1 protein-coding gene is annotated in these 1,004 nt (G+C 55.2%); it reads right to left on the reverse strand.

What is annotated here, in order from left to right:
* Positions 1-249: 249 nt before the first annotated feature.
* A partial coding sequence (locus tag HZS80_RS23225; RefSeq protein WP_179917462.1) for an IS110 family RNA-guided transposase occupies positions 250-1,004 on the reverse strand: 755 nt, incomplete at its 5' end.

Below are 1,004 nucleotides of genomic sequence, written 5' to 3' on the forward strand. Positions count from 1 at the left end.
CTCCCCGGTTGCAAGCTCCGATGATGAACAACATAAGCCGATGCGTGCGTATAGTCGGTCTCTTAATGGGGACGCTATCCCCTGACCCTGATGAACGTCGCGCACCTTCTCTCCTCAACGAACGATAGGCTTTTTCAGCCATCGCAATGATCAGGTTTCGAGAAGGCCGGTCTGACCTGTTTTTCATCCATCGTTGCTCAGCAACAAGGTAGCCGCCTGTCGGCGCTTAGGCGCTGATGGTGCTACCGCTTAGCTCACCATCAGCGCTGAACCGTCGTTAAACTCTCTACAATAGGACTGACCGCTGTGCAGAACCGCCCAGGCGGTTCGTACTGTCTTGTTCGCTAACGCAACAGCCGCTTTGTTCTTGCCAACGCGAGCGACCAGGGATCGTAGCCAACGACTTTTAGCATCCTGTTTGTCACCCACGGTGTTGATGACCGAGTGTGCGCCACGTATCAGGGCAGCTTTCAGGGAGACTTGACCCGTTCGGCCAATGCCCTTGATCTTCGCGATGCCACCACTGCTGTGTTGTGTCGGCGTTAACCCCAGATAGGCTGACGCTTGGCGACCTTTCTTAAACGCGTCGCCGTTACCGAGGGCGCTATAGAGCTGGGTGGCGACCACCGGCCCCACACCCTCTATCGCCAGGAGTTGGCGACAAGGCCCCACGGCGTGACTCATCTGCTCCACCCGTTTATCCAGTGACTGAATACGCTCATTGAGCCGATCCAGCTCCGTCATTTGTTCAGCGAGTAAGTCACGCATCAGCATTGAGAGTTCGTTGTCGGCATCTTCTAGGGCGCGCCATACACGTTGCTTTAATGCCTTCTGACCACGACCGCTAATCACACCGTATTCCTGTAATAGTCCATGAACTTGATTGATCAACTGGGTGCGCTGATGAATGTACCTTTCCCGAATGCGGTGCAGGCTCTGAATATCCTGCTGCTCGACGCTTTTGAGCGGTACAAAGCGCATGTCTGGGCGCAAACCCGCCTCTA

This window comes from Vreelandella glaciei, from assembly GCF_013415125.1.
GTDB lineage: Bacteria > Pseudomonadota > Gammaproteobacteria > Pseudomonadales > Halomonadaceae > Vreelandella > Vreelandella glaciei.